16 protein-coding genes and 1 pseudogene are annotated in these 19,058 nt (G+C 50.7%); 12 read left to right on the forward strand and 5 right to left on the reverse strand.

Annotation, left to right across the window (positions count from 1 at the left end; translation table 11 throughout):
* Nucleotides 1-12 precede the first annotated feature (12 nt).
* On the forward strand, nt 13-819 hold the full coding sequence (locus H6F88_RS04405) for an SDR family oxidoreductase (protein ID WP_190641534.1): 807 nt from the start codon (nt 13-15) through the stop codon (nt 817-819).
* Nucleotides 820-861: 42 nt separating this feature from the next.
* On the opposite strand, the gene H6F88_RS04410 is transcribed toward H6F88_RS04405, so the two are convergent.
* The gene (locus H6F88_RS04410) at nt 862-1,530 is read right to left on the reverse strand and encodes a hypothetical protein (protein ID WP_190641535.1); all 669 of its coding nucleotides are present in this window, start codon (nt 1,528-1,530) and stop codon (nt 862-864) included.
* A 279-nt stretch (nt 1,531-1,809) separates the two neighbouring features.
* Nucleotides 1,810-2,832, reverse strand: coding sequence for a saccharopine dehydrogenase-like oxidoreductase (locus H6F88_RS04415; protein WP_190641536.1), 1,023 nt, complete (start codon nt 2,830-2,832; stop codon nt 1,810-1,812).
* Between the two features lie 277 nt (nt 2,833-3,109).
* Between H6F88_RS04415 and H6F88_RS04420 the strand changes: the two genes are divergently transcribed.
* The 3 genes from H6F88_RS04420 (at nt 3,110) to H6F88_RS04430 (ending at nt 4,343) form a co-directional block, all read left to right on the forward strand.
* A complete protein-coding gene (locus H6F88_RS04420) occupies nt 3,110-3,319 on the forward strand; it encodes a DUF2997 domain-containing protein (RefSeq protein WP_190641537.1) in 210 nt (69 codons plus the stop codon).
* Nucleotides 3,320-3,385: 66 nt separating this feature from the next.
* Nucleotides 3,386-3,772 (forward strand): DUF1257 domain-containing protein, encoded by a 387-nt coding sequence (locus H6F88_RS04425; protein ID WP_190641538.1) that lies wholly within the window; start codon nt 3,386-3,388, stop codon nt 3,770-3,772.
* 109 nt (nt 3,773-3,881) lie between these two features.
* Nucleotides 3,882-4,343, forward strand: a complete 462-nt coding sequence (locus H6F88_RS04430; protein WP_190641539.1) for a ferredoxin — start codon at nt 3,882-3,884, stop codon at nt 4,341-4,343.
* 72 nt (nt 4,344-4,415) lie between these two features.
* Here H6F88_RS04430 and priA read toward each other — a convergent pair whose 3' ends face one another.
* Nucleotides 4,416-6,974, reverse strand: coding sequence for a primosomal protein N' (gene priA, locus H6F88_RS04435; protein WP_242050386.1), 2,559 nt, complete (start codon nt 6,972-6,974; stop codon nt 4,416-4,418).
* A gap of 1,244 nt (nt 6,975-8,218) precedes the next feature.
* Here priA and H6F88_RS04440 point away from each other — a divergent pair.
* From H6F88_RS04440 to H6F88_RS04460, 5 genes and pseudogenes are all read left to right on the forward strand, one after another.
* Nucleotides 8,219-9,340 carry an RpoD/SigA family RNA polymerase sigma factor gene (locus H6F88_RS04440; RefSeq protein WP_190641540.1) on the forward strand — a complete coding sequence of 374 codons (1,122 nt, stop codon included), beginning with the start codon at nt 8,219-8,221 and terminating at the stop codon, nt 9,338-9,340.
* 111 nt (nt 9,341-9,451) lie between these two features.
* A pseudogene (locus tag H6F88_RS04445) lies at nt 9,452-9,928 on the forward strand (GNAT family N-acetyltransferase); the annotation flags it as partial.
* Between the two features lie 66 nt (nt 9,929-9,994).
* Complete coding sequence (locus tag H6F88_RS04450; protein ID WP_190641553.1) at nt 9,995-10,450, forward strand: GNAT family N-acetyltransferase; 456 nt, start codon at nt 9,995-9,997, stop codon at nt 10,448-10,450.
* Between the two features lie 334 nt (nt 10,451-10,784).
* Nucleotides 10,785-10,991 carry a glycogen debranching protein gene (locus H6F88_RS04455; protein WP_190641541.1) on the forward strand — a complete coding sequence of 69 codons (207 nt, stop codon included), beginning with the start codon at nt 10,785-10,787 and terminating at the stop codon, nt 10,989-10,991.
* A gap of 116 nt (nt 10,992-11,107) precedes the next feature.
* Nucleotides 11,108-11,959: a prohibitin family protein gene (locus H6F88_RS04460; RefSeq protein WP_190641542.1), complete on the forward strand. Its 852-nt coding sequence runs from the start codon at nt 11,108-11,110 to the stop codon at nt 11,957-11,959.
* Nucleotides 11,960-12,178: 219 nt separating this feature from the next.
* Here the strand turns inward: H6F88_RS04460 and H6F88_RS04465 are convergent, their stop codons facing one another.
* Nucleotides 12,179-13,540 carry a TldD/PmbA family protein gene (locus tag H6F88_RS04465; protein ID WP_190641543.1) on the reverse strand — a complete coding sequence of 454 codons (1,362 nt, stop codon included), beginning with the start codon at nt 13,538-13,540 and terminating at the stop codon, nt 12,179-12,181.
* Nucleotides 13,540-14,979, reverse strand: coding sequence for a TldD/PmbA family protein (locus H6F88_RS04470; RefSeq protein WP_190641544.1), 1,440 nt, complete (start codon nt 14,977-14,979; stop codon nt 13,540-13,542). The genes H6F88_RS04465 and H6F88_RS04470 overlap by 1 nt, the downstream gene beginning before the upstream one ends.
* Before the next feature lie 585 nt (nt 14,980-15,564).
* Here H6F88_RS04470 and H6F88_RS04475 point away from each other — a divergent pair.
* The 3 genes from H6F88_RS04475 (at nt 15,565) to H6F88_RS04485 (ending at nt 18,943) form a co-directional block, all read left to right on the forward strand.
* A complete protein-coding gene (locus H6F88_RS04475; protein ID WP_190641545.1) occupies nt 15,565-15,837 on the forward strand; it encodes a GlsB/YeaQ/YmgE family stress response membrane protein in 273 nt (90 codons plus the stop codon).
* 615 nt (nt 15,838-16,452) lie between these two features.
* Nucleotides 16,453-17,265 carry a carbon-nitrogen hydrolase family protein gene (locus tag H6F88_RS04480; RefSeq protein WP_190641546.1) on the forward strand — a complete coding sequence of 271 codons (813 nt, stop codon included), beginning with the start codon at nt 16,453-16,455 and terminating at the stop codon, nt 17,263-17,265.
* A 301-nt stretch (nt 17,266-17,566) separates the two neighbouring features.
* On the forward strand, nt 17,567-18,943 hold the full coding sequence (locus H6F88_RS04485) for a cation:proton antiporter (RefSeq protein ID WP_242043300.1): 1,377 nt from the start codon (nt 17,567-17,569) through the stop codon (nt 18,941-18,943).
* The last annotated feature ends 115 nt before the right edge of the window (nt 18,944-19,058 follow it).

Here is a 19,058-nt window from a genome sequence, read left to right on the forward strand (position 1 = left end):
GCGATATCAAGCATGAGTAAAACAGTTTTGATTACAGGTGCTTCAGGTGGAATTGGTGAAGCAACTGCCAAGTATTTTCTTCAAAAGGGCTGGAATGTGGCAGCAACAATGCGATCACCCACCCCAAAAAGCTGGACAAAATCAGAAAAAATCATCTGTCCCCGTCTTGATCTCACATCTCCTGAAACGATTGAGAGTGCGGTGCATGAGACAGTAGAGTCTTTTGGGCAAATTGATGTACTGGTGAATAATGCTGGATATGCGCTCATGGGTCCACTCGAAGGGGTTACACCTGAGCAATTAGAGCGACAGTTTCAAACCAACGTGTTTGGGTTGATGTCTACGATGCAAATCGTTCTGCCAATTCTGAAACGGCAAGGAGGCGGCACTATTGTCAATGTTGCTTCCATCGGAGGTCGCCTTGCTTTTCCACTGACTTCCTGTTACCACGCGACGAAATGGGCTGTGGAGGGGCTTTCTGAGGCTTTACGATATGAACTGCGGCGTTTCAACATTCAGGTCAAGATCATTGAACCAGGTGGAATTAAAACAAACTTCATCAATCAGGGTTCAATTTGGGTAAAACATCCCGACTATGTTGATTTAATTGAGCGCATGAAGCAGTTCAGCGAAGGGATAAATGACTCGTTGCCTGGACCAGAAGGGGTTGCTAAAGCGATTTATCGGGCTGCAAGCGATCGCTCACCAAGGTTGCGCTATTCTCCACATGGCGAAGCCTTCCTGTTGATGCACGCTATTCTGCCTGATTGGCTATGGCGTTCTTTAGTCACCCGAATGATGCTCGGAGGCAAGCAATAGATTTTGAAGCAATATAACGTCACTCAAACGTTGCTCAAGGGTCTAAGGCGACGGCAATAGAGTGACGCTGAGAGCATAGGAGCCAGCACCAGAAACTTGGATGAAGTAGTGATCATCGGCGGGTAATTGACCGCTCCAAGTGGCAGTTTGGCTAGTGTTAGTAGCAACGGGTTGCTGGTTTGCTTGCAGTACCTGCATTTCTACATTTTCCCCTTGTAGCCTCACAGTCAAAATTTGCCCCTGCTTGGCTTGCAGCATATAGGGCTGGGTGCTGGCTTCTAGGTCTCCTTGAATGGAGACAGTTTCCCCAATCTTCAAGTCAATCTCTCGGGGAAAAACCTTAGAGATGGCTGAGTCTGGCTTGGATTTGGTCTGATTAACCGCGAGGGGAATCGGGCTGGACAATGAGTTGAGGGTCGGACGCGGCGACGAAATGATTTTTGATGCCTCTGATTGAGACACTTCTATGCCAGAAATCCAAACGCTGGGAGGCTTTTGGGATTGGGCAAAGCGCCAGAATAGTCCTGCTGCTCCTAGAAGGGCGATCGCCCCACAGCCAAGTCCAACCTTGATCCAGGGACGGGCTAGCCGATCTGGTAGCTTCCTAATATTTTTGCTAGGGAATGAATGTTTCCACGAGTCCTGAGTTTCAGGGGTGTTCTGGTCTTCAATCAACAGCGGTGAGAGGTTGCTTTTGGATAAATCGAACATTTTTGGCTTAGAAGAAAGTACGCTTACAGCAGCTCAACCCGAACGTTAGGGAATGTAAACTTCATCATTCTTACCCGTCTTGGCCCAAGTTCAAATGGTGGTCGACCCTTAAGGTGTTAAACCCCACAACACCAAAAGGATGTCAACAGCCAAATGCACTAGATTTAGTGCAGTTCTATAGATACGCAGAACCGTATCACCCACATTGCAGGTGATACGGCTCTGCACCATTTAGCCGCACGACGTGCGTTTAGAATGGCGCAATCGGATTCATGCTATTTAGCGGACAAACTGGGGCATGACCTCAGCGGCAGTAAATAGCCCGTGGATGCCCCGCCGATGCAAGCTGATTCCGGCTTTGAGGTAGCCAAAGGCAGGGCCGCAGACGTTCGCTGCCATACTGGTTTCGTCACCCAGCGTGAACGTGTGGGTAGAGATTTTGCCTTCGAAGGTGCGACCGGTAATTTTGACGTTGGTGCTGAGTGGCTTTTTGGGGTTGCGCGTATCGACAACTCCGCCGACGGTGACGCGATCGCGACTGCAAATGCCAGCTAGCTCTAGCATGATGTCGTCAGCGTGTTCCATATTTTCCAGGGTGAGCAGCCCGTGGGTCTGGTCGAGCAGCGCTTCAACTTCGGCATCGGTCATCTGGCGGGCGGATTCGGTGTCATAACCCGGCAGGTGAGCAATATCTTCGCGAATGGTGGCGCGATAAGCTTCCCAGTTGGCAATACCGACCCCAAAAGTGATTTTTACCTGGTGAATTTCGGCGTAGCTTTGGGCGGCGATCGCTGCTGCTGCTGTCAACAGCCCCGGCGTTGCGCCACATCCGGTCAAATAAGTAATTCCGGCCGCTTGCAGGTCGTCACTCAAGTGCAGCAGTTGTTCAACCGCACTGGTGCGTTTAATCGCATCGACCAGCACGCCGCGCCAACCTGACTGAATGAACTGACGCGCCACCTCTGCCATAAAGGTATTCGGCAGATTTGGCAGCGCCAGAAAATAGCCTTCCACCTGACCCGCCTGCTGGATCAAGTCTTGAATGCTGGAATTGCTCAACGTTCCGCTTGGCTCTAGATAGCCCAGCGACCCTTTTTGATAAGCAGCAACGCACTCATCCCAGTTCAATCCTGACCCGGTGTAGGCATAGCCTTTTTGATCGGCAGCAGCAACCCACATCATTTCTTGCTTTGGCACAAGCATTCGGGCGGCGGCTTGCCCTAACCCGCCAAAGCCCAGTACTCCTACCTGCATCGGTGGCTGCGTTGCTGAACGTGCCTGCCTTGCGACTTGTCCACTCATAGCGTCTCACTCAACTTGAACAAGCTCTCATTATCCCGTGTTTCTTGACTGCACTGGCAAGTTAAGCGAAACTGACTACTAGCGATAGCACAGACTCTTGGCTACATTAAGCTTTCTTACGTTTTGACTCAGACTGATTCAAATTCTTCTGCCTAATTTAATAGAATTATCTCGTAGTGCAGTAGTCAGATTTCTACCTGAAGCTACATTGTTAGTCAATATTTAGTGGCTACGCTGTTAGTCAAAGTTCAAAAATTGTTAAGGGTAGTACGGGCGAATGGAAACACTTGAGTTTGTAATTTATCCTGACGGTCGAGTCCAGGAAAAGGTGACTGGGATTGTAGGTTCATCCTGCGCTGAAGTTACTGCTGCAATCGAGTCCCGTCTAGGTATTGTGCTAACTCAAGAGCAAACTTCCGAATATTTTGCCCAACCCGTGCAACAGTCTGCCTCTGTCGAAACGAGAGCCAGCTTTAGCGAGTGGTAAGTTTTCTCCCTAGTTTTGTTTTTTCAAGTTGTCCATTTCACCATTTCAAATTTATTCAAAATTCCCATGTCACACTTTAGCCAAATCAAGACTCAAATTCGTGACCTTTCTTCTCTGCAAGCTGCGTTGACCGATGTTGGGGTTGACTGGCAGGCTGGTCCTAAAGAGGTCAGAGGATATCGGGGGCAAACTCGCAATGCGGCGATCGCCATTGAGCAGGACAACGGCTACGATATCGGCTTTACCTGGAACGGTCAGGAATATGAGCTGATTGCCGACCTTCAGTATTGGCAACAGCCGCTTACCGTCGAAGGCTTTTTGAGCCGCGTGACTCAGCGTTATGCTTACCACACCGTAGTCGAAGAAACTTCACGTCAAGGATTTCAAGTAGCCGAGCAAGAGCAAAATAAGGACGGCTCTATCCGCCTGGTACTTCAGCGCTGGAGCGCTTAATGACTGCCCTAATCCAAACTGAATTTTGTGTAGAACAAGGGGCTTAAGCCCCTTGTCTTGTATCAGCCGTATATCGGCAGATTGTTTGAATTGTAAGGATGCTAATCTCATGAGTGATTTTTCCTTTACCTCAGCCGATCAGCCTGACAATTCTGCCCAAACGGGGTTTGAGCCCGAACTTGGTGGTCAATTGCGAAATCAGGCTGAGCGTACTGGGTTAGAGCCTGAACTCGGCGGTACGGTGCGCCAAAAGGGTGTCTATGTAGATGAAATTACCTGTATTGGCTGCAAACACTGTGCCCATGTTGCCCGCAATACGTTTTACATCGAAGCTGACTACGGGCGATCGCGCGTCATTCGGCAAGATGGCGACTCGGAAGAGTTGATTCAAGAGGCGATCGACACCTGTCCGGTTGATTGCATTCATTGGATCAATTATGCCGAGCTAAAGCAGCTTGAAGCAGAGCGTAAATTTCAGGTGATTCCAGTTGCAGGTTTTCCGGTCGATAAGGCGATCATTGCCTCTCACCGTCGTCGGCAAAAGCAGCAAGCCAAGCGGCAGCAGGAATAGAGCATGTTTTAAAGCTGACTGAAAGGGTTGAATTTTTGTGCGTACCACACACAAAAATTCAACCCTCGACGATTAGAGCAGACTTAACGGATCTACATCAAGCGTAAGGCTGACTTGGGCGGGACAGTGCGATCGCAACTCGATCAGTGCTGGTCGATTCAGGATAGAGCCAGGCGGACACTTTATCAGGATTTGCCAACGATAACGGCGGGCAATGCGAGGAATGGCGGCAGGTGCAGGTCCTAACAGTTCGCAGTGAGTGCGATCGCAAAGGGGACGAAGCTGACTCGCCAGTTTTTCTGCGGTCTGACGTACCGCTGTTGCATCGGGGCTACTTAACCTCAACAGCAGCAGTTGTCCGTAGGGTGGGTAGTTGAGCGATCGCCGCTGTTGCAGCTCAGTGGCAACAAACGGCTCATAGTCGTGTCGCCGCACCGCTTCGATGACCGGGTGCTGAGGTGAGTAGGTTTGCAAAATGACCTTTCCCGGTTCGTTTCCCCGTCCGGCCCGTCCGGCTACCTGGATGAGCGTTTGAAAAGCGCGTTCACCAGCCCGATAGTCCGCTAAATGCAGCAGTCCATCCGCTGCGATCACGCCCACTAGGGTCACCTGGGGTAAGTCAATCCCCTTGGTTAACATCTGCGTCCCCACCAGCAGATCGGCTTCCCCCTGAGCAAACTGGGTCAGCAGGGTTCGGTGTGCGCCTTTGGTGCGGGTGGTGTCGCTATCAAACCGGATACAGCGGAGTTGAGGAAACTGCCGAGACAGTTCTTGCATCACCCGCTGGGTGCCGCTGCCAAAATGCTTCAGGTAAGGAGAGTCACATTCTGGGCAGTGAGAAGGTTGCGATCGCCCATAGCCACAGTAGTGACAGCGCAGCCAAGATGTAGCATCAGCCTGGGTTTGATGATATGCCAGCGAGACATCACAATGCGGACATTCCAATACGTAACCACAGCTCCGACAAGAGACAAAAGTGCTGTGTCCACGTCGATGGATAAACAGCAAACCCTGTCGCCCCTGAGCCTGTAACTGTTTCAGCGCATCCTGGAGCGACTGGCTAAAAATTGAGCGATTTCCCTGTTTCAGCTCTCGCCGCATATCCACCACTTCAATGGGTGGCATAGGTCGCGCTTGGATGCGGTTGGGTAGGGAAAGGTAGAGGGGAAGGGGGGCGAGGGAGGAGGAAATAGGCTTTTCAGGGTTCACTCGACTAGATACCCACGTTTCCAGTGAGGGCGTAGCTGACCCTAAGATTAACGGGCAATCTTCCAGTTTGGCTCGCCACTGAGCGACGGTGCGGGCGTGGTAGCAGGGGGCAGGCTGGTCTTGCTTGAAGCTGCCGTCGTGTTCTTCATCAAGCAGAATTAGACCTAAATGAGGCAGTGGTGCAAAAACGGCAGAGCGCGTACCAATAATGACCTGCGGAGCGCCGCTGAGCATTTGCCGCCAGGTGTCGTAGCGTTCGCCATCAGATAGAGCGCTGTGGTAGACCCTTACCTTTGCCCCAAAGCGGGCCCGAAACCGATCGGTCAGCTGTGGCGTTAAGCCAATTTCTGGAACCAGCACCAGGGCTGACTTTCCTTGCTGCAAAATGGGGGCGATCGCCTGCAAATACACCTCAGTTTTGCCCGACCCGGTAACCCCGTGCAGCAAGACCTGGACATAGCCCTGGAGGGAAGCGATCGCCGCGAGTGCCTCTGCCTGAGCGGTTGTTAATTGCTTGGGTAAATCGGACTGTGGCGACTGCCCCGTTTCGCTACGCAGCACCTCTCGGGGTTGAATCACTACAACCCCCTTTTGCGCCAGCGCTTTTAGCACCGATGAGCTAGTGTGGCAAAGCTGCAACAGTTCCTGGAGCCACAGGTCGCCGCCGCGCCGCTTCAATACGTCTACAATCTCCTGTTGCCTGAGACTGAGCGAAACGTCTGGTGGGTTAGCGGTCAGCACAACTGCCTGCTGCCGTTTTGGGCGCACGCCAGTAGGAGGTTCTAAATAGCTCTCTACCCAGCCTAGCTGTAACAGTTGTTGTAGTCCCCGATTTGCCCCGCGGATCTGTCGCTGCAAGTATTGCCAGGTATAGTCTCCGTCTTTTTGTGCCTGCAGCTTGCCCAAAACTTGCATTGCTGCGGGATCAAGTACCGCAGTTGGGTCCGCAGTTGAACTAAATAAAGATTTAGCTAAATCTGTTAATCGAATGCGTCGCTGCGATCGCCCCAACAGCCCCGGCGGCAACGCCACCCGCACCACCTGCATTAGGGTGGCACAGTAGTAGTCTGCGACTTGATGCAGCAGAGTCCAGTAGGTTGGTGGGAAAAAGCCTGGGCTGACGACTTCTTCGACCTGACGAATGCTGGATAGGTCTAAATCAGGGGGCGGTTGGGGGATAAGACGAATCGCGATCGCCCCCACCTGCTGTGCGCCAAACGGCACACTCAAAATATCGCCCGGCTGCACCTGCACAGAACCCGTTCGATAGGTAAATAGCCCCTGTACACCGGGGCAATCAACTAAAACTTCAACCCACTCTGGATCTGCATAGGTGCCTCTAGCTTCTGCGGTGGTGCTGCGGGCAAAGTTGGACGGCGCATCGTTATCGGGCATCACCGACGCAAGCAAATTTTGAGGCATGAACACAAGTGAGAAAGAAAAAATAGGACCCAGGCATTCTCAACTAAACTGCGGCAGCCTGAATCGCTCTCATTTAGTTTAGAGCAGACCCAAAGGTTTGTGAAAATTGTTGCTAAAGCTCCTCTCGGTTCACCAGTTTTGTTACTTCAAATTCATACACACCGTTGGTTTGCAAACCTTTTTACAAACTCCTGTCTGAATTAACACTCATTTCTGTAGCAATCTTGAGAGGTTGTGAAAGCTTTTGTGGGAGAGCGATCGCTTTCACAAGCCTCTGTTCAAACACAAGCTAAAAGCATTAATAGCAGCCCTTTCACAGATCAAGCAGGATTCTTATTAGGAGGTGAGATTAAAAACTGTATGAGAAAAGGAAACAAAAGTATAGGAATTTTCTAACGGTTCTAAGAAACCTAAGCGTTTCTGCCAAAAACCATCGAGAATAATCTATTCACAGAATCAAAAAATTACACTTTTGGGGATGAGTAATAGGTTCACCCCAATCAGGTAGATCAGTCGCGACCGTTTTATCTCCATTGATAGATAGGTTCACATCAAGCCCATGAGAATCTAGTGGTTCAGGGGCATCTATAGAGGTTGCTATAGTTGTTCCCATTTAAGTACATTCAATCTATCGGAACAGTGCTTTGCTGAGTTTAAGGATACCTGAAGGATACCTGCTATGAACGACTGTCTAATTCCAGCTTGATAGCATTAGGATTATCAGCCGATATCTGTATCGCCCATATCGGGTATTTACATTACATAACGGCTTATAGGATCTGTTTACACTGGATAGCGCTGCTGTTGCTGATAAGTTTTAACAGAGTGAGCTTAAAACATTGATGCGATTGTGACGCAGTTTTGTAGCCAGGAAAACAGCTAAGACTGTAGTTTCAGGTAGGTTTAGCAGAAGACATTGTGACACCTGATTCTGATTTAGTGTTTGAGTATGATCTATTCAATCAGTTTTCAAACTAATTCTTTAAGCCATAATTGTTGCTTTGGTCCAGTACAGCAGCTAATCCTCTACAAAATACAAAAAGTTTTTCTTGATCGATAGATTAGGCAGAAATTTTCAAGATAGTTAGCTCAGTCACATTTAGTATTTCATCGACATCTGCAAACAGAATGATAAGTAGGATGACCGTCTTAATATGACAGCAATATTTAATTGTAATTCGGGACAGACAATGAGTAGTTCTCTCTCCGATAAAAGCAGCACTTTAGCAACAGAAGATACAAAAATGAAAGGTGCTTTTGCTGAGGACAGCGGAGCATTAGACACCTCTGCTCACACAGAGCTGTTTGAAGGGTTGCAGGGTCAGGGATTAGGCGAGGAATTGGAACCGTTCGACACCCCTGATGATGAGCCGGATGCTTTAGCAGCGGTCTATTCGCCCGGATATCGTAAAACGGTTTCGGATGATGCCGTGGGTGCTTTCTTTAAGGAGATGGCACGCTACCCCTTGCTCAAACCGAATGAAGAGGTAGAGTTGGCGCGGCGTGTTCAGTTTTTTGCAGAAATTGAGGAGTTGCGCGATCGCCTCCGTAGTGAACTGGGCCGCAATCCGACTAAGGTAGACATTGCTAATCACTTGGGGCTAACCGAACGGCAGCTTGAGCATCAGCTTTACCGCAGCCGCACCGCTAAGCGTAAAATGATTCGTTCAAACCTGCGTTTGGTCGTGTCGATCGCCAAACGTTACCTCAACCGGGGCGTGCCTTTCCTGGATTTGATTCAGGAGGGGGCGTTAGGTCTGAATCGCGCCACCGAAAAGTTTGACCCCGATAAGGGCTACAAGTTCTCCACCTATGCATACTGGTGGATTCGGCAGGGGATCACGCGCACGATCGCCAATGATGCCCGCACAATCCGTCTGCCGATTCATATTGTCGAGAAGCTGAACAAGCTGAAAAAGGCGCACCGGGATCTGCGGAAAGAGCTAAACCGTAACCCGACTGAGAATGAACTGGCAGAAGCGCTGGAGCTAACTCCTGAGCAACTGCGGAACCTGCAACAGGTGCGGCGGCGATCGCTCTCGCTCAACCATCGCGTCGGCAAGGGCGAAGATACCGAACTGATGGAATTGCTCGAAGACAGTAATACCCAATCGCCAGAGGCGCAGATGAGCGAGACAATGATGCGCCAGGAAATTTACAGCGTTTTGGGCGACGTGCTGACAGAACGCGAGAAGGACATCATCTCTCTACGTTACGGGCTGACCACGGGGGAAGCGCATACGCTCGAAGAAGTAGGTGGCTTGTTTAACCTATCGCGGGAACGGGTACGCCAAATTCAAACGAAGGCAATGCGAAAGCTGCGCCGTCCTCAGGTCGCAGCACGGTTAAAGGGCTGGCTGCGCTGATTCGTGCGCCGGACTATGAAAGATTTCGATAGCAGCAATGCTGCGGGTCGATTGCGTCGGTGGTAGGCGGTCGCGCTAGGGTGATAGGGAAAATTTTTGCCGTAATTCCCTATGCTCAATCCTTCTGCCATTTCGACTGTGTTGATTCGTTCAGCTACGGCTGATGATGTCCCGACTCTCTTTGCCCTAATTCAGGGGTTAGCGGAGTACGAAAAGCTTTCGGATGCTGTGGTGGGAAGCACTGAGGCACTGAGAGAACATTTGTTTGGTCGCCCCTGCGTTGAAGCAATCCTGGCAGAGCAGGACGGCAAGCCTGTAGGGTTTGCTCTATTTTTTGGCAGCTACTCCACGTTTTTGGCGAAACCCGGAATTTATCTGGAAGACCTGTTTGTGTTGCCGGAATGCCGGGGACAGGGAATCGGTAAGATGCTGCTATCACACCTGGCGCAACGGGTACTAGAGCGCGATGGCGGACGGTTAGAATGGTCGGTGCTGGACTGGAATGAGCCTGCGATCGCCTTCTATCGCCGAATTGGAGCCACCATTGGCGAAGACACCCGCATTTGTCGCGTTACCCATGACCGTCTGTCACACACTGCTGCTTTAGGCAATTCCGACATCGCGGCACAAATTTGTCCAGCCACGTCAGATGATATGTCTGAACTGTTTCAACTGATTCAAGCTAAAGCCGAGTTTGACCGGCAGCTTCACCAGTTCAACAGCGATCCAGATGCCTTGAGTCAGCACCTGTTTGGTTCTCCCCGCTACCTAGAAGCATTGGTCGTAGAGCAAGCGGGTCAACTGGTTGGGTTTGCTACTTTCTCGCCTAACTATTCCACTTTCCTGACGCAACCCGGAATTTATCTAGAGGATCTATTCGTCCTACCCGAATATCGGGCTCAGGGAATTGGTAAAACTCTGCTGGCAAAATTGGCTCAGATTGCTCTCGATCGCCACTGTGGACGTTTGGAATGGCTAGTCGCAACCTGGAACGAACGGGCGATCGCCTTCTACCAATACATGGGCGCAAGCATCTTACCGGACTGGAGAATTTGTCGGGTGACGGGTGAGGCGATCGCTAGTCTTGCTGGGAGCGGAGCTAAGAGTTAGGGATGAGGAGGCTAGGGGAACCAGCAGGCGAAGCCTGCACCACAGACTGCTGAGACACCACAGATGCGAAGCGCGTTATCCCACCTACCCAGACTGATCGGAGGGGGTTTGGGGGGACGCGTTCGTCCCCCAAGGGGGGTTTGGGGGAGACCCCCAAGGCTCGGATTCCTTCACGAAACCTCGCTCACCTCCAGCATCCCTCATCCACTTCCCAAAAACTGCTAAATAACATTGAAAACTGTTGAAACTCCTTGCTTTGCCCAACTTTCTTCGATAAAACCAAATTAGTGGCACAACCAATCGCCCCAACTACCTACTCTTGGAGCAAAACATCATGACTATTTGGGTGAATGAACAAGTCGATCCGTCAGGCATCATTTCCTCCTGCATTGCTTGCTGCAACCAGGAACACGCAGAAGCGTGTCACGACTCGTATGAGGAAAATCTCACAGACGAGCAAAAAGCCGCAGGTTGGGTTGCTCGCCTCAGAACTGTTACATCCTGGGAAGATGTACCCGTCAACGCCCTCAAACTCGACTAATCGTCTTGGATTCAAGGTGGTTCCTGACCCTAACCTCCAATTCCTCTCACTCCCCTGCTAGCCTTTAAGCAGATTGGCTCAGTGCTTAATCAGTGCTCAACAAGGAGATAGCAGACTTGAAGAACCAGTACACACAGAATTTGTCTGGCTTAATCTTAGGGATTGTGGTTGCGGCAATTCTGTTCATCGGACTCAATTCTTTCGTCATCATTAACCCAGGTCAGGCGGGTGTGATTAGCATTCTGGGCAAAGCGAGGGATGGTGCTTTGCTAGAAGGGCTGCACTTTAAGCCACCGCTGGTTTCGGCAGTCGATGTGTATGACGTGACGGTGCAAAAGTTTGAGGTTCCGGCTCAAAGCTCGACGAAGGATCTTCAGGACTTGACGGCTAGCTTTGCCATTAACTTTCGGCTTGACCCCACTCAAGTGGTGCAAGTCAGACGGAGTCAGGGAACGTTGCAAAATTTGGTTTCTAAGATCATTGCGCCGCAAACCCAGGAATCTTTTAAGATCGCGGCTGCCCGCAGAACGGTGGAGGAGGCAATCACTAAGCGGGATGAACTGAAGCAGGATTTTGATAATGCGTTGAGCGATCGCCTGGAAAAATACGCAGTAATCGTATTAGACACCAGTGTGATCGACCTCAGCTTTTCTCGCGAGTTTTCCAATGCGGTAGAGGAAAAGCAGATCGCGGAACAGCGGGCCCAACGGGCAGTTTATGTGGCTCAGGAAGCGTCTCAGGCGGCTCAGGCGGATATCAACCGGGCTCAGGGGCGAGCGGAAGCTCAGCGGCTGTTGGCGGAGACGCTGAAGGCTGAGGGGGGTGAATTGGTGCTGTTGAAGGAGGCGATCGAGGCTTGGCGAGAGGGTGGCGCTCAGATGCCGAATGTGTTGGTGACGAATGGTGAGTCGGGAGGAGTACCGTTTTTGTTTAATTTGGGGGATTTTCAGGCGGCAGGTTCACGATAAGCGGTCCTCTTTGTAGGCTGTTTTTTGGTTAAAAGAATCCGAGCCTTGGGGGTCTCCCCCAAACCCCCCTTGGGGGACGAACGCGTCCCCCAAACCCCCTCCGATTAGTCTGGGATAGGTGGCATGACGCGCTTCGCATCTGTGGTGTCTCAAGGGTTTGTTTAGTTGCAGGCTTTGCCTGCATTCACTCCCTGGTTCCTAGCTCCTAGCCCCTAGTCCCTACAACGTATAAGTAAACTCCTCACTCAAGACTCCTGGCACCCAAATTCCTCCTAGGCTGCGGTTGCCGTAGGTGCCGACTTCGGGGATGAATTCCTGGAAGTCGGTGAGGGCGATCAGGTTTTCGCCGAAGCAGCGGTAGAGGCTTTCGTCGAAGCGTAGGTTTTCGATGGGGGCGACGATTTCACCGTTTTCTACCCAGAAGCAGGCGTAGCGGGTCATGCCGGTGATCCGTCCGGTGGGGCGATCGCTCCAGTTCAAGTAATGCAAGTTGGACAGGTACAGTCCGGTATCCAACTTGCTGAGAATGTCGGCGGTGGCAAGGTTGCCGGGGGAAACTTCGGGCGATCGCAACGATTCTCCTTCGTCGGCACCGTTGGCGGTTTTGCCATATTCTTTAGCGGTGCGAGAGTTGATTAGAGTGTTAGCCAGCTTGCCGTTTTCAACAAGCGGTAGCTCGACGGGCGCGATTTCACCCCAGTTGTTGAATCGGGGAACTAAGCCCCGACTAAAGTTTTCCTTGAGGGTGAATTGGGGGGAAAGTTGCTTTTCGCCGCGTTGCAGCAGTCCCAGGGCGCTACCGCCTCGCTGCATGGAGGATTCGCTGACTGCACCCCAGGAGAGCATTCCCATGAGCTCGGCGACGGCAGCGGGGGCAAGGTAGGTGCGATATTGTCCTTTGGGAACGGGTTTTGGCGTTTGGGCTAGTCTTTCGAGCTGGAGTTTGGATTCGGCAAGTTTGGCGGCATAGGCTTTCTGGCTCCATTCGCTGCCAGCAAAGGTGCCTTTGACGGCTTGCCCATCTTCGGTGAAGAGGGAATAGTCAAGCGAGAAGGTTTCGGTGGCAAACCAGTGTTTTTGTCCGGCGGAGTCGGCGTAGGCCCGGATTAACGAACCGCCTGCGTAGATGCCGGTAAAGTCCAAACCCGTGACTTCGGGCAGGATGGAGGAGGCGATCGCCCCCGCCGCTAACAGCTTTCCCTTGTTCACTTCGTGGCTAGTGGCATTTCCTTTTGGCCATACCAGATACGGATCATCCGGGAGTTGCGGTACTTCTTCGCGCAGTTCTTCTAGGGCTGCCTGTGCCTGGAGCAAATCGGTTTCGAGCTTTCCGGTGAAGGGAAATTCGCGGTAGCTGTTGCGATCGCCCTTCATTAGGCTCAAATGCAGCTCACCATCGGCAACGCTGCCCGTCTGCCGCACCTTTGCGCCGTTGAATCGGACAAACTGACTTTGCTCTCCAGTGAGTTGCAGGGTCAGCTGTTCGTCTGTCCCTAATTCTGACAAGACGGCTGCAACAATCTGGTCAAAGGTCGTTTCCATTGGGCTGTTGGTTGTACTTTCTGTCAGCGTTTCCAGCATTACTCTCCCCCTCCAAACACTTCCACATTTTCAAACACGCAAACTGGGGAACCGTGACCTACGCGAATCACCTGATTGGGTTCACCTTTGCCGCAAAATGGAGTGCCGTACATTTGCCAGGTGGTGTCGTTGCCAATCCGCTTTAGGCTATGCCAAAACTCTGGCGTAGTTGCCCGATAGTTGGGATTTCGCAGTGTTTTGGTCAGCTTGCCATTTTCAATTAATTTGGCGTATTCGCAGCCAAACTGAAACTTGTATCGCTGATCATCAATTGACCAGGAACGGTTGGACTCCATGTAAATGCCCCGCTCGATGTCACCTGTCAGGGCTTCAAAGGAATCGCTTCCTGGCTCCAAATTGAGGTTTGCCATGCGATCGATCGGTGGTCGATTCCAGGAGGAAGCACGGGCGCAGGCAACACCCGGAATGCCCGTTCTTGCCTGACTTTCAAGGCTGCCCAAGCCCCGCTGCAGCACGCCTTCTTGAATCAGATATTCTCGCGTGGCGGGTGCGCCCGTGTCGTCAAAGCTATAGCTGGCAAACTCTCCCGGCACGGTGGGGTTAAAAGTAATGTTCATCAGCTCGGAGCCGTAGGAAAGCTGTCCAAAGTCCTGCGGTTTGACGAAACTGCCGCCTGCATAGTTGCGTTCGTCGCCTAAAATGCGGTCTAGCTCCAACGGATGCCCAACGCTCTCATGAATTTGCAGCATCATCTGGTCAGGAGCCAGCACTAGCGTCGTGGTTTCGATGGGGCAATCTTCTGCCGTCAACAGTTCTACTGCCTGTTCGCCAACTTGAGTGGCTCGTTCCCACAGGTTTGGCTCTGGAAATAATTCCCAACCACCTTGGTAGCAGTGTGCCAGATAGCCATTGTTGCTGCGCTGCTGCACGATCGCCCCCTCTTGAGCAGTTGCGCCAAAGTGGGTCTCTAACATCACCAGCTTTTGGTACACCTCAGAGCCGTTGCTGCTGACAAACCAGGTTTCGGTTTCATTGGCGATCGCCGTTGCCACCGCCTGCACAATCTGGTCAGAAACTTTCAATGTTTGGCACAGTCGTACCAGCAAATCATTGATTTCCCCTGGTGTAAGTGCATCCAGCGGTTTCACAAATGGAGAAATATACTCACCCACTACCTTGGGGCGTGCCGCTGGAGTCAGCGGATGAATTGTCCACGGGCTAGCGGCGATCGCCTGCTCATAGGCGAGTTTTGCTGCTGCCCGCAGGCTATCTAGATCTAGTGAGTTTGTCGCACCATAGCCAATCTGTCCATTCACCAGGACTTCTACCATCACGCCCTGGTTAACTGACTTGCCGTTGCTGCGAGGCAAACCATCTCGTACCGCTCGTACCCCAACCGATTCTTTAACGGCTCGTAACCCAACCCAATCCGCAGGAACGTCCAGCGACTCAATCGCCCTTAAGAGTTCAGAAATCATTGATACACACAAAGAGGAAGTGACCCGTAACCTCAAGTGTAGCGGGGGTGTCAATAGATTTCAGGAGTCCGGTCGTTCTGGGTTCGCTCTCGCTTTTGGAGGAACCATCCTTCAGGCTTGATCGCTCCTTTGACAGAGGGTTTAAGCTCTAGCTTTTTCAAGTTGCTATACATCAGGGTAGGGAGAGGCGACTAGTTCTATGACTTAAACTTCATCCGTCCGATAGTGTCTCTTAAATTTGTGAATTGATATCTTTAAAACATAGAAACGGCACCGAATGAAATCTCACACTAGTGATTCTTCAACTGTGACTTAAATGTGATAAACATGAGTGTTGCAAATCGGTGCATATAGTTCACTGACACAGATGTAAATGAAGCGCTTATTGCTCTCTCTACCTTGCTTTAAAAGTTGAAAGATTACAACTTTTCAACAAATTGAAAGCGGTAGGCATCTAGGGTCAATTTGATTCGGTAAGTTCGTAGTTTGAGAATAGAGTATTTGCAAACTTGCAAAACGGTTTGATTCAAAACCCCTGTAAAAGCAACTGAACAAAAGCTAACAATTAAGCGAAGGAGAGAAAAAATGGGAATTCTTGCATGGATCGTGTTGGGTTTGATTGCAGGTGCGATCGCTAAAGCGCTTTACCCCGGTCGCCAAAGCGGCGGCATCCTCGGCACAATGCTGCTCGGTATCATCGGTGCATTCTTGGGTGGAACGCTCTACACCCTGTTGACCACGGGTCAATTTGCCCTTGCTTCGGTTGGCTTCACACTTCCTGGTCTGCTGATTGCCGTTCTGGGCGCAATGCTAGCAATCTTCTTGTACTACCAGTTCACCGCTCGTCGGGTTTACTAAGGCGAAAGAAGGCAAAAGAGATCAGGGTTGACCTGCCAAAAAGCTAGCTTCAAAGTGTGAATCGGATGTCAAAGAAATCCCCTGCATTAGCAGGGGATTTTTGTACGATCGCGGCTACCTATTTTTCTACCTATTTTGGAGTTTAGTTCTGGATCTAAACAGGCGATCGCCTAAAAGTTTTCTACCTGAACTCGTGTCTTTATATTTCATCAGATTATCCTAATTCAAAGGTCACATACCTTTGAATTAGGATAATAAGTTTCTGACTTGTGAGCTTGCCTCGCTTCCTCTACTTCTGCAAGAACAGTCGGATTGTTTTCCGTTTCGGCTTCTCTCTCGAAAATCTATTCTTTTTAATGGCTCCATAAGACGATAGTCTTTCTCTCCGTGTTGAGAAAGACTATCGTCTTTGCTAAAGCATTAAATGTAACTGTCAACTGGCTAGGTCTGTTACTTAATAGCGATCGCCCCCAAAGGCAAGAAGTTACTTCATCTCATCTCTAAAAAACTTAGCCAGCCAATTTAGATAAACTTTAAGTAAATGGTGTCCTTTTAACGGAGAATTTAAGGTTAGGCACCGACTGCCGTAGTTTTTCCGCTGTGTTGATGAAGCGTATGAAGTCTTATCTTGCTGCTGCAATCCAAATGAATAGCCTGCCCGATCTGGAAAAAAATCTGGCGCAGGCAGAAGACCTGATTGATTTGTCCGTGCGTCAAGGGGCAGAGCTTGTTTGTCTGCCCGAAAATTTTTCTTTTTTAGGAGATGAGGAAGCCAAGATTTCTCAAGCAGAGGCGATCGCTCAAGGTAGCGAAAAGTTTCTCAAAACAATGGCGCAGCGCTATCAGGTGATGCTGCTAGGCGGCGGCTTTCCAGTACCAAGTGGAAACGGCAAGGTTCACAACACGGCATTGTTAATCGGTGCGAATGGGGAAGAACTGTCGCGCTACGAAAAGGTGCATCTGTTTGACGTGAACCTTCCCGATGGCAACACTTACCAGGAGTCGCATACCGTACTAGCTGGGCTGAAGCTACCACCCGTTTATCCCTCTAAAGAGCTGGGCAATCTGGGGCTGTCAGTTTGCTACGACGTGCGCTTTCCTGAGCTTTATCGCCACCTAGCTCAAATGGGGGCAGAAGTGCTGTTCGTTCCGGCTGCTTTCACAGCCTACACGGGCAAAGACCATTGGCAAGTACTTTTGCAAGCCCGAGCGATCGAAAACACCTGCTATGTAATTGCGCCAGCCCAAACCGGAAAACACAATTCTAGGCGGCAGTCTCACGGACATGCAGTAATCATTGACCCCTGGGGCGTGATTTTGTCAGATGCAGGCGACAAACCGGGTGCAGCGATCGCCGCAATCGAACCTTCTCGTTTAGAGCAAGTTCGCCGTCAAATGCCTTCACTTCAGCATCGCGTGTTTGTTTAGGCTTAGGTTCTGTTTTAGAACACCGGGGTAGGGGAGTACAGATGGGAGGGCACTCCGCGACGTGGAGTTGCCCTCCCATCTGTATCCTCTTTGTAGAGAAACGTTATTTAGATGTTTCTGATCCTGTGAAGAAACTTGTACAGTAGACAGGATGAGTTCTGTCGAACGCATGGTAGATCTGACTTCTTGGGCAGTTGCATCCCTACAAAATCCTTTACTTCAATTTCACGGTGGCGTCGCTCCTCTACTAGCAGCCACACCAGAAGCCGAAAATGCGCCTCTGGTGCTAGCTGGAGTGTTAATGAGTCTGGTTGTCATTTATTTGGCAGCCAAGATTGGTGGAGAGCTTTGCGCCCGAATTAACCTGCCCGCTGTTTTAGGAGAGTTGGTGGGCGGGGTAGTGGTAGGCATCTCTGCGCTGCACCTGATAGTTTTTCCAAACGGTGCGATCGAGGGAACAAATTCACTGATTGTTGCTCTGCTAGAAGCGACAGCGGGTTTGTCTCCTGATGCAGCCCTGGGCGTTTTTGAGACTGAGAGTGAGGTGATTTCAGTCTTATCAGAGCTAGGGGTAATCATCCTGCTATTTGAAATTGGCTTAGAGTCAGACCTAAAAGAACTGATTCGAGTTGGACCACAGGCGGCTGTGGTAGCGGTCGTGGGTGTCGTAGTTCCCTTTGCGGCAGGCACGGCTGGGCTGATTGTGTTTTTTGGTTTACCTACGATTCCGGCGGTGTTTGCTGGGGCTGCCCTCACCGCAACCAGCATCGGCATAACAGCCAAAGTGCTAGCTGAGCTCCAGCGCCTCAGTTCTGAGGAGGGGCAAATCATCATTGGCGCAGCCGTACTGGATGACGTACTGGGAATTGTCGTACTGGCAGTTGTTGCAAGTCTGGCAAAGACCGGTGAAATCGAAATTAGCAATGTAATTTACCTGATTGTTGGGGCAGGCGTTTTTCTAGTTGGCTCAATTCTGGTGGGTCGTTTGCTCAGCCCCTATTTTGTGGCATTGGTTAACAAACTCAAAACACGAGGGCAACTGCTGCTATCAGCTCTAATTTTTGCCTTCATCCTGTCTTACATCGGCGCGGCAATTCAGCTAGAGGCAATCTTGGGCGCTTTTGCTGCAGGGCTAATTCTGGCAGAAACCGACAAGCAGCAGGAGTTAGAAGAACAGATAATTCCCCTGGCTGACTTTCTCACTCCGATTTTCTTTGTGGTGGTTGGAGCGCGCACAGATCTGAGCGTTCTGAATCCGACAATTCCTGAAAATCGTGAGGGTTTGGTCATTGCTGCCTTTCTGGTCGTGGTTGCCATCCTCGGCAAGCTGGTCACAGGACTAGCGGTATTTGGAAAACCCAACATTAATCGACTGGCGATCGGCGTGGGCATGATTCCCAGAGGAGAGGTAGGCTTGGTGTTTGTCGGAGTTGGTTCGGCAACAGGCACGCTTTCTAAGTCTTTAGAAGCTGCCATCATCGTGATGGTGATTCTGACAACCTTCCTGGCTCCAGCCTTCCTGCGGATTGTGTTTCAGGATTCGGATGAATCGGAAACTGGAATTGAGGCTGAAACTCCTGCTTCCGCTCTAGAAGGCGCAAATGGGAAACCATTTACTGCTCAACAAAGCATTGCAGAAGCAGAGAATATAGAGTCATCGCTGCAAGACCGACAGTAAAAAACGTCAATTCGGCTTAAGCAAACGCAGGCAGAGCAGTGTCAATGAGCAGGGAGGGCTTCTTGGGTTGGTGGCAGTAGGCGATCAAGCCACAGACTAAGTTTACCAGGCAGTT

Origin of the sequence: Oculatella sp. FACHB-28 (assembly GCF_014696015.1) — a bacterium.
Classification (GTDB): domain Bacteria; phylum Cyanobacteriota; class Cyanobacteriia; order Elainellales; family Elainellaceae; genus JAAUTN01.

Bases quoted from the DNA above. Each gene is read 5' to 3' on its own strand.
- H6F88_RS04410 (WP_190641535.1), bottom strand. From the start codon at position 1,530: ATGTTCGATTTATCCAAAAGCAACCTCTCACCGCTGTTGATTGAAGAC.
- H6F88_RS04470 (WP_190641544.1), bottom strand. From the start codon at position 14,979: ATGATTTCTGAACTCTTAAGGGCGATTGAGTCGCTGGACGTTCCTGCG.
- H6F88_RS04430 (WP_190641539.1), top strand. From the start codon at position 3,882: ATGAGTGATTTTTCCTTTACCTCAGCCGATCAGCCTGACAATTCTGCC.
- H6F88_RS04480 (WP_190641546.1), top strand. From the start codon at position 16,453: ATGAAGTCTTATCTTGCTGCTGCAATCCAAATGAATAGCCTGCCCGAT.
- H6F88_RS04475 (WP_190641545.1), top strand. From the start codon at position 15,565: ATGGGAATTCTTGCATGGATCGTGTTGGGTTTGATTGCAGGTGCGATC.
- priA (WP_242050386.1), bottom strand. From the start codon at position 6,974: ATGCCTCAAAATTTGCTTGCGTCGGTGATGCCCGATAACGATGCGCCG.
- H6F88_RS04440 (WP_190641540.1), top strand. From the start codon at position 8,219: ATGAAAGGTGCTTTTGCTGAGGACAGCGGAGCATTAGACACCTCTGCT.
- H6F88_RS04425 (WP_190641538.1), top strand. From the start codon at position 3,386: ATGTCACACTTTAGCCAAATCAAGACTCAAATTCGTGACCTTTCTTCT.
- H6F88_RS04485 (WP_242043300.1), top strand. From the start codon at position 17,567: ATGAGTCTGGTTGTCATTTATTTGGCAGCCAAGATTGGTGGAGAGCTT.
- H6F88_RS04415 (WP_190641536.1), bottom strand. From the start codon at position 2,832: ATGAGTGGACAAGTCGCAAGGCAGGCACGTTCAGCAACGCAGCCACCG.
- H6F88_RS04405 (WP_190641534.1), top strand. From the start codon at position 13: ATGAGTAAAACAGTTTTGATTACAGGTGCTTCAGGTGGAATTGGTGAA.
- H6F88_RS04455 (WP_190641541.1), top strand. From the start codon at position 10,785: ATGACTATTTGGGTGAATGAACAAGTCGATCCGTCAGGCATCATTTCC.
- H6F88_RS04450 (WP_190641553.1), top strand. From the start codon at position 9,995: ATGTCTGAACTGTTTCAACTGATTCAAGCTAAAGCCGAGTTTGACCGG.
- H6F88_RS04420 (WP_190641537.1), top strand. From the start codon at position 3,110: ATGGAAACACTTGAGTTTGTAATTTATCCTGACGGTCGAGTCCAGGAA.
- H6F88_RS04465 (WP_190641543.1), bottom strand. From the start codon at position 13,540: ATGCTGGAAACGCTGACAGAAAGTACAACCAACAGCCCAATGGAAACG.